At 36.0% G+C, this 8,859-nt stretch carries 5 protein-coding genes; 1 reads left to right on the plus strand and 4 read right to left on the minus strand.

All coding sequences use genetic code 11. The annotated features are described in order from the left end of the window. The 3 genes from BMX09_RS09180 to gadC all read right to left on the minus strand — a co-directional run. Positions 1–3,905 (minus strand): pullulanase-associated domain-containing protein (locus tag BMX09_RS09180; protein ID WP_245711164.1); only part of this gene is annotated, 3,905 nt, incomplete at its 3' end. A gap of 222 nt (positions 3,906–4,127) precedes the next feature. Next, positions 4,128–5,519 (minus strand): glutamate decarboxylase, encoded by a 1,392-nt coding sequence (locus BMX09_RS09185; protein WP_089747937.1) that lies wholly within the window; start codon positions 5,517–5,519, stop codon positions 4,128–4,130. A 44-nt stretch (positions 5,520–5,563) separates the two neighbouring features. Further along, positions 5,564–7,060, minus strand: coding sequence for a putative glutamine/gamma-aminobutyrate antiporter GadC (gadC, locus tag BMX09_RS09190; protein WP_089747939.1), 1,497 nt, complete (start codon positions 7,058–7,060; stop codon positions 5,564–5,566). A 350-nt stretch (positions 7,061–7,410) separates the two neighbouring features. Here gadC and BMX09_RS09195 point away from each other — a divergent pair, with 350 nt between their 5' ends. After that, a complete protein-coding gene (locus BMX09_RS09195) occupies positions 7,411–8,370 on the plus strand; it encodes a LuxR C-terminal-related transcriptional regulator (RefSeq protein ID WP_089747941.1) in 960 nt (319 codons plus the stop codon). A 115-nt stretch (positions 8,371–8,485) separates the two neighbouring features. Here the strand turns inward: BMX09_RS09195 and BMX09_RS09200 are convergent, their stop codons facing one another. Beyond that, complete coding sequence (locus BMX09_RS09200; protein WP_245711165.1) at positions 8,486–8,728, minus strand: hypothetical protein; 243 nt, start codon at positions 8,726–8,728, stop codon at positions 8,486–8,488. Positions 8,729–8,859 lie beyond the last annotated feature (131 nt).

Consider the following 8,859-nt stretch of genomic DNA (forward strand, 5'->3'; position numbering starts at 1 on the left):
ATTTTTTCGCCATTGCGTTCAATTAAATAGTGATAATAGTAACCAGTTAAGTTGTCGATGCCTAAATCCGCAGCAGAAATCGTTAGATCCCAGACACCTTTTTCGCCCTGATTCATTGGTGTAGTTGTTAAAACAGTATTTTGATCGTTTTTGTCATAAATAACTAGGCTAACCTTTTCAGCAGATGGTGCCCAAACTTTCGTCGTAGCACTTGTTCCATCTTCAGAAATTGTCGCACCTAATTCACCATCATAGCCGTATTGAGAGTCAATCATTTGCCAACCTAAACGTGCTTGGAAGGTAAGTCCTTTATAGCTAATCTTATAAGGTGTTACCCCTATTGTAAAGTTACCCTTTAGTACGATTTTATTCGTATCACGGTTAATGTCATAATCCGTAATTTCTGCCGGTTTATCTGCTAAATTCACTTTAATCTCAGCTTTAATCTCATCGTCACTAGCACCTTCTAAAGTAGTGAATGTTAATGCAATTTCCGTTGGTGAGATTTGTTCGGCACCATTTAAAATAATTTGGTCTGCATAATATGGATTAGTATAAACTTTTGTATCAGTGTCTTTTACGAAGATTTGTGTATGATTAGATAAATCATCAAAAATATAATTTTTATCTTGTGTTTTGTCTCCTGTTTTTTCATTAACGAATAAGAAACCTAATTTTTTAGCTGCTTCTTTTAATGGGACATCCACATAACGGCCATATTGCCCTTCATTAATTAAATTCATTCCATCCGGCCAATTAGATGATGCGTGTTCTACATCTTCCCATAACCAAACACCCAAATCTGCGTAATTACCATCCGTACGATAATAATTAATACGAATCATTTGTTCTTGTGCTAGTGGTTCATATGAATATGAGCGGTATTGTTCATCGATCCAAGCTTCATTCATAGTATCACTTAAAATCGCAATTTCACGGTCTTGACTAAGATTGTCGCCATTTGAATTATTGATTAAAAATTGAACTTTTTCTTTTTTACCTTCTTTCATCGGTACATCGATATAGTAGCCATAGCCATCTGTTTTGGCAGTTGAAAAGCTAGTTGCTCCTTGTGGCCATGTGTCGACTGATTCTGAAGGTGTCTCTACATCACCCCAAATCCATAAGCCTAAATCACTAAGCGCTTGGTCTGGCAATTGTTTGAAGTGCATACGGATTGAGCCTTCTGCGATTGGATCTTCAGCAGGAACTTCTTTTGCTTTTTCACTGACTGCTGTAATCTCTGCTTGATCGCTAGTTAGTAAGATGGTACCGCCTTCTGCCAAACGAGGAACCTCGACAATCACGATATGTTTACCATCTTCATTAGTAGTTGCTTGATAAGTCGCACCTGTATAATGATCGGTAATTGCCGTGTTTGGATTAGTAACTTCAAATGTTAATTCTTTAACTTCATCTGTGCTATTATAACCAATATATGCTACTTGGTTACTTAATATACGTTTAGCTACTAACCAACCTTGTTGATTGGTTCCACCTAATATTTCTGTTGTACCACGTGATAATAATTCCGAATATTGATTACGGAAAGCTAATAATTTTTTGTAGTGATCATACATATCATAATCATCAGCTTTTACTGCTTTCTCAGCTTCTTCCCAGTCAAAATCATAACGATTAGTATAGATTGGCCAGTTATTTTGTCCAGTTTGACCTAATTCTTCACCATAGTAGATAACTGGTTGACCTTTTGATGTGATTTGTAAAGTTGCCGCTAGCTTTTGTTTGTTAGCGTCTGTTTGGTGTAACATAAAACCATCTTCATCATGACTGCTTAAAAATTGTCCTAACGTTAAATTACTTGTTAGGGCTTGGTTTCTAGCGATAATGCTTGTCATTGCACCTGTTAAATCACCATCGATAAATTGTTTGGCAATTCCTTTAAAACCAAAATCAAGTAAACTATCCATCATTCCTGAATTCAAATGTCCTTTTGTATCTTGATAATTAGCACCCCAAGATTCACCGATTAAGTGGAAATCTTGATCTTTAGTGACTAATGCATTTTTGAAAGCTTGCCAAGTTGTATTATCAACATGCTTCACAGTATCAATACGATAACCATAAATACTATTACCTTTTGGAGTTTTTGCTTTTTCTAACCATTGCGCTTGCCAGTCAACTAATTTTTTACGGACAGCTGGATCTTCGGTTTTGAAGTCAGGTAAGCCGGCTAATGATTGTTCTTTATCAATATCTAGGCCGTTTTCAGTACGGAACATATCGTGGAATTTTTGGCGATCAGAATCACTTGGGAATCCAGGAATCTCCTTATCAGCTGGTTTATCCATGCCATAACCTGCATGATTTAAAACAACATCAACCATAATATTGATATTTCTTTCTGCTGCTTCATCAATTAATGTATGGAATTCATCTAAAGTTCCTAAATGTGGGTTAAGTTCTTCAAAATTTTTCGCCCAATAGCCGTGATAAGCGTAATATTCGCCATTTTCCGTACCATATGAAGCATCTTGTTCAACTTGTTCAACAATCGGTGTTACCCAAATAGTTGTTACGCCTAATTCTTTTAAGTAATCTAACTTCTCAGTAACGCCCTTGAAGTCGCCACCATGATAGACACCAGCTTGATTTTGGGCTGATGCATAATTCATGCTGGCTGGATCATTATTGGCTGGATTACCATCTTTAAAACGGTCAGTCACCATAAAGTAAATGATTTGTTCATCCCAATCTTTTTCGCTCGCCTGCTTTTCGCGCTCATTAATCGTAATCAGCGCTTCCGTTGTGTAATAGCCACCCTTTTCATCGATTACGGTTACCGGAATTTGATAGTCACCAGACACAACTGTATTGGGTACACTGACCGTAATCGCATTTAATTCAGGTGAAATTGCGACATTATTCCCACCACCAATTGCTGATAAATCAGCCTTGATATTGGCCACTTTAAGCTGTGAATTATTTGTAATATCAACCGTTAAGATGGCTGACTCATTAGAATTAATCGCATGGTTCACGCTAGCTGACGCACTTATTTCAGCAGTACCTGGTTCAGTTGGCTCAACAGGTTTATTTGAATCAAACTGATAGGGATTATCGAAAATCGTTGTATCGGTATTTTGAATAAAAATTTGGTCATTGGCTTTACGATTGGCCTGCATATCACCAGATTGTTGGCTACCATCTTTATTTACCACTAAGAATCCAAATGATGAATTTACACCATTTGTGACTGGTACATCAAAATATACGCCATATTGATCCTTTCCAGTGTAATGCATAGCGTCAGTCGGCCAAGTCTTACTCGCTGCAACACTATCTCCCCATAACCATAATCCCCAATCATCATATTCATTATCCTCACGGTGATAGTGAATACGCATGATATTTTCATTAAGATTTGGTTCATTTACATGTACAGCAAACTTTTCATCAATAAAAGCCTGATTCATTTCAGGAGTTAATAATGAAATTGTTTGATCAGTAGTTGTAATCTTAGCTGCATCACCTTCTTTTGTGCAATCAAGCAATAAATAATTAATATTTCCAACTGGTTGCGACTGCGGAATATCGATATAATAACCATATTGAGACTTGTGACTAGCATCAAATTTAGTTGCACCACCAGGCCACCCATCACTAGGATTTGCCACACCGCCCCATAACCATAAACCTAAATCATTAATCTTCTCTTCATCTAAACCTTTGAAATGGACACGGAAATACCCTTCCTTAATCGGTGGTTCTTCCGCTTGTTCACTTACTAAAGTAGTCGTCGGTAGATTGGCTTCTTCTGCTAATAATTGAGCAGACTGAGTAGTAATCACTAACCCTGTTGATAAAGCCACAAACATCAAACCATACTTCCACTTAGTCTGATAAAAATGAGAATCTCTTCCATTGCCTTGATCATCAAACACTATAAAAACCTCCTGAAATTTATTTGTTACTGTAATTATACCAATAAATGAAGCGCTTTCGTATAAAATACGTAAAGTTGGTACCGGTAACAAATAGGAGTAAAATCTTATAATCCGCCAAAAAAACGAGTTTCCCTACTATATATTAGTAAGAAAACTCGTATGATGATTGGCATGGTTAGATTGTGGTATACCTTCTATTGGCAACACCATTTTCACTAATTATTTATTATGTGAGAAGCTTGCAACTTCCTCTTCCGTTAAGTGGTCAACAATTGCATGTGTTTCAAAGTATTTAATAGTACGTTTGATATCTTCTACTAATAAGGACATCATATCTAAACTAACACCACGTCTAACTAACACTCTTTGAACAATCATATCTTCTACATTAGCTGGCAATGAATATGCTGGTACTTGCCATCCTCTGCTTCTTAATTTTTCGGCAAAGTCATATAAGTTGAAGTCGACATGACTATCTTCTTTTAACTTCCAAGTTACGCAAGGAATTCCTTCATTAGGATCTCCATTATATAAAATTTCAAAAATGTCCATTTTTTCTAATTCACTAGCTAAATATTGAGCAGTATGATAGCAGTTCATATGGATTTTACGGTAACCTTCTTTCCCCAAACGTAAAAATAAGTAATATTGAGAAATAACTTGCCCCGCTGGACGTGAGAAGTTCAATTGGAAGACTGACATATCGCCACCTAAGTAGTTTACGTGGAAGATTAATTTTTCTGGTAGATCTGCTTCATGTTTCCAAACGACCCAACCTGATCCAAGTGGTGCTAGACCGAACTTATGGCCTGATGAACTGATTGATTTAACACGAGCTAGGCGGAAATCCCATTCTAAATCTGGTGCACAAAATGGTGCTAAGAAACCGCCTGATGCGCCATCAACGTGAATACTAACGTCTAAGCCTGTCTCTTCTTGCAATTGGTCTAAACGATCTGATAAAGCTTTAACTGGTTCGTATTTACCTGTGAATGTTAGGCCTAATGTTGTTACGACGCCAATTGTATTTTCATCGATATAACTTGCCATTGCTTCGGGAGTCATATACAAAGCGTCTTTTTCCATTGGGACTTGGCGAATCTCAACATCCCAGTAGCGGGCAAATTTCTCCCAACAAACTTGTACCGGACCACAAACCATATTCGGCTTACTAATATCTTTACCCATCTTTTCACGTTGTTCACGCCAACGATATAGCATTGCCATTCCACCTAACATACATGCTTCACTTGAGCCAACTGTTGAAGTTCCGACTGCATCATCTGGTGCATTCCAAAGTTTCGCTAGCATATGGACACATCTTGATTCGATTTCAGCTGTTTGTGGGTATTCATCTTTGTCGATCATATTTTTGCTGATTGATAAGTCCATTAATTCATGAACTTGTGGATCGTGGTAAGTTTGACAGAATGTTGCCAAGTTTTGTCTGGCGTTACCATCTAGGAATAATTCATCTTTAATTAATTCTTTTACGACATCGGCATTATTTTCATCAGCCGGCATTTCAAATTTTGGTAATTGAAATTCAATCGCTTCACTAGCAAAAATGCTATCGTTTTCTGATACTTTATTTGTTTTATGGACACTCATTATAAAAACCTCCTAAAATTAATCTAACTATATTATAACGCTTTTTATTTTGTTTTATTAGCGTTTTCCTCCCAAATAAATGGTTCCATCGCATTACCTGAATCTTCATTAACCCAGCTTGGTTTGCGGAATTTATAAATCATTAATGGAATACCTGTAAAGACTATATATCCGATAATTAATATACCATACCAAGTTGCATTGCTACCGACTTCGATTTGGGCTGGTGGCATAAAGCTTAAGACAAAGGCTAATAATGCACCCAAGCAACCAATCACCCCGAAGACATAGATTCCAGCTTTTCCACCAGGCACTTTGAATGGACGCTTTAACTCTGGATATTGTTTACGCAATTTCATACCTGATAAGAATAATAATAGATACATTGTTAAGTAAAGAATCACAGTTAATTGACTCAAAATTTGGTAAACAGCTTGCACACTACTCATGAACGTGAATAAGAAGACAAGAACGGTAACGATAGCTCCTTGCACCATCAAAATATTAACTTGTACACCATTTTTGTTTGTTTTTTGTAAAAATGGTGGCAAATATCCGTGATGTCCAACCGCTAACAACCCTTTACTAGGTCCACCAATCCATGTACAAACCCCGGCAATTACCCCAATTACTAACATAATCGCAATCACTGGCGTTAAGAAACCAAGGTGATATGCCACTAAATATTTGTCAAATGCTACTAATAAACCTTGAGTTAAGTTAATAGAACCGGCTGGCAAGACAAAACCAATTGTCAATGTACCAAAAATGAAGATCACTACTGAGATAAGTGCTGCGGAAAGAATTGCTTTTGGATAATTTTTTTGTGGATTATCAATTTCAGTAACATGTACCGCAGACACTTCCATACCTGCAAAGAATAAGAAAATACTTGATGCTAATACTAAATTATCAATATTCGACAAATCAGGAATCAATGTCTTAGGATTAGTATCTAATTGAATCGGTTGACCGCTAATTAACCAAATAATCCCGAATAACACTAAAATACCTGCTGGAATAATCGTACCAATCATACCGCCATACTTACTAATCTTAGCACTGGCAGATACCCCACGTAAGTTAATAAAAGTGGCAGCCCAATAGATTACTAAACAGACAATTGCTACATATATTTTATTAGTAGCTAAAGGAACACTTGTCGCATTTGGACTTGCACCGATATAGGCAATTGATACCGCTGAGAAAGTTAAGACTGTTGGATACCAAATTGTATTTTGAATCCATTGTAACCAAATTGCTAGAAAACCCATTCGTGAACCAAATGCTTCACCCACCCAACGATAGACACCACCCTTTTTGGGGAATGACGCTGCAAGTTCTGCTGAAATTAATGCTACTGGAATTAAAAAGACAATTGCTGCGAATAAATAGTAGAAGATTGATCCAAGACCATATTTAGCTTCACTTGGCAACCCCCTTAAACTAACAACAGCTGCGATATTCATGATCGTCAATGTTACAACACTAAGTCCAACTCTTTTAGTAGGAAGTTGCTTAACATTTTCTTTTTCCTCCATTTGAATTACCTCCTATTCGTGCAAATGCACTCTATTTTATAATGCGATAAAAGTCAAAAATAACAACAGTATAACTGTATAAAATATAATGGCAATTTTTGTTATTCCTGATTTCTTCTTTCGCTTACAAGACTAATTTACTCCATTTTTTGCCTATTATCTATAAACTTTAAGCACTAAACCTAAATATGCACTTTTACAGGGATAATATCTTAAAAAAATGATTAATATACTGATATCACACGAAAAGTTTAATACAAGTTGAGTAAAGTTTAGTCATATAAACCCCAAAAGTTCATTTTTATGTTATACTTATATAGATGGTTTGTATATTTTAAGGAGGAATTTATATGTCATATTTCTTTATTTATCTTTTAAATATCATCTTGTTAATACTGTATGTCACAACTATCGCAACAACTGGTACATTCTTTTTTGTCGAGAAAAAAAGTTCATATAAGCCAATTTTATTTTTTTTAATTATTTACTTTATTAACTTTTTTTGTGATGACATTCTTATGTCTATGATAGAAACTTTCAATTCATTTGAGCATTATTTTGCCGAGGAATTTGGCGGAGTTCCCTTTACGAAGATAATTTTCTACTTGATTAATAATGTTTGTATGGTGAATATTTTGGCATTAGTATGCAATCAAAAAACCAAAGCGAAGGACTACTTGATTATTGTCACGATTACAATCTTAATGGTAATTATTCCATTTTTACCAATTAGTAAGCTACACGTTTTTTTATTTTATTTTCCGAATGAAGTATTTTTCATGTATATCGGCGTCAAGTTGTATCAAGCACTCAAGCAAGATAAAGTCACCCCACAATATCGTAAAATCGCAAAAATTATCGTCTACCTTAATATGATATTTGGTAGCTTAATTATTCTAGAAGACATATTCATTATCTTTTTCGTTGATCATTACAACACTGCCAATTCAGTCATTACTTATCGCAATTATTCCGAGTCTCTCTTCTTAATAATCGTCTCTTTCTTAACAGTTCGCTATTCAGCTTCCATCTATAATCAACATCAAACGCCAGAACCACTGACAGCAGTTCCTTTAGCTGAAGATAGCTTATCAGACGATAAATTTGCTAAATTCTGTCTTGAATATCGCCTAACAGAACGTGAATCAGAAATCTTAGCGCATCTATTAAGCAAAAAATCAAACCAAGCAATCGCCGACGAATTATATCTATCAATCGGCACCGTCAAAAGTCATATTCACAATATCTACTCAAAAATGAATATTTCCAAGCGAAAAGAACTATTTACTATCTTTGAGAATTTCCACTAACACAAAATAAATAACTAGCCCCTCAAAAAGTTAGACGAAATCATCTGACCTTGTGGGGGCTTTATTTATAAAAAAACTGCCGGCACATTCGCTCGACAGTCACATATTCATATTATTAAAACGATAAAATACCAAAACCTTGCGCAATAGAACTCAATAAAACTAGAAGCATCAACCACGGTGCCACATATTTAATCATCAAGGCATACATCTTCTTACGCTTGAACTGGGCACCACCATGCTCGATTTCTTCTATGATTGTCTCAGGCTTCAAGACGAATCCAACAAATAGACAAGTCACAATCGCTACAATCGGCATCAAAATACTATTACTTAGAAAATCAACGAAATCCAGCAACTGCATCCCCGCAATCCTTACATGCGCTAAAGGACCCTGACTGCTCCCACGGGCTTGCCCGTGGGGTTCTGATTGTCAAGTGTAGCTTGTAATCGTACATCATTTTCAGACTTTGGAGTTACAAGTGTAAA

Origin of the sequence: Granulicatella balaenopterae (genome assembly GCF_900111135.1) — a bacterium.
Classification (GTDB): Bacteria; Bacillota; Bacilli; order Lactobacillales; family Aerococcaceae; genus Granulicatella; species Granulicatella balaenopterae.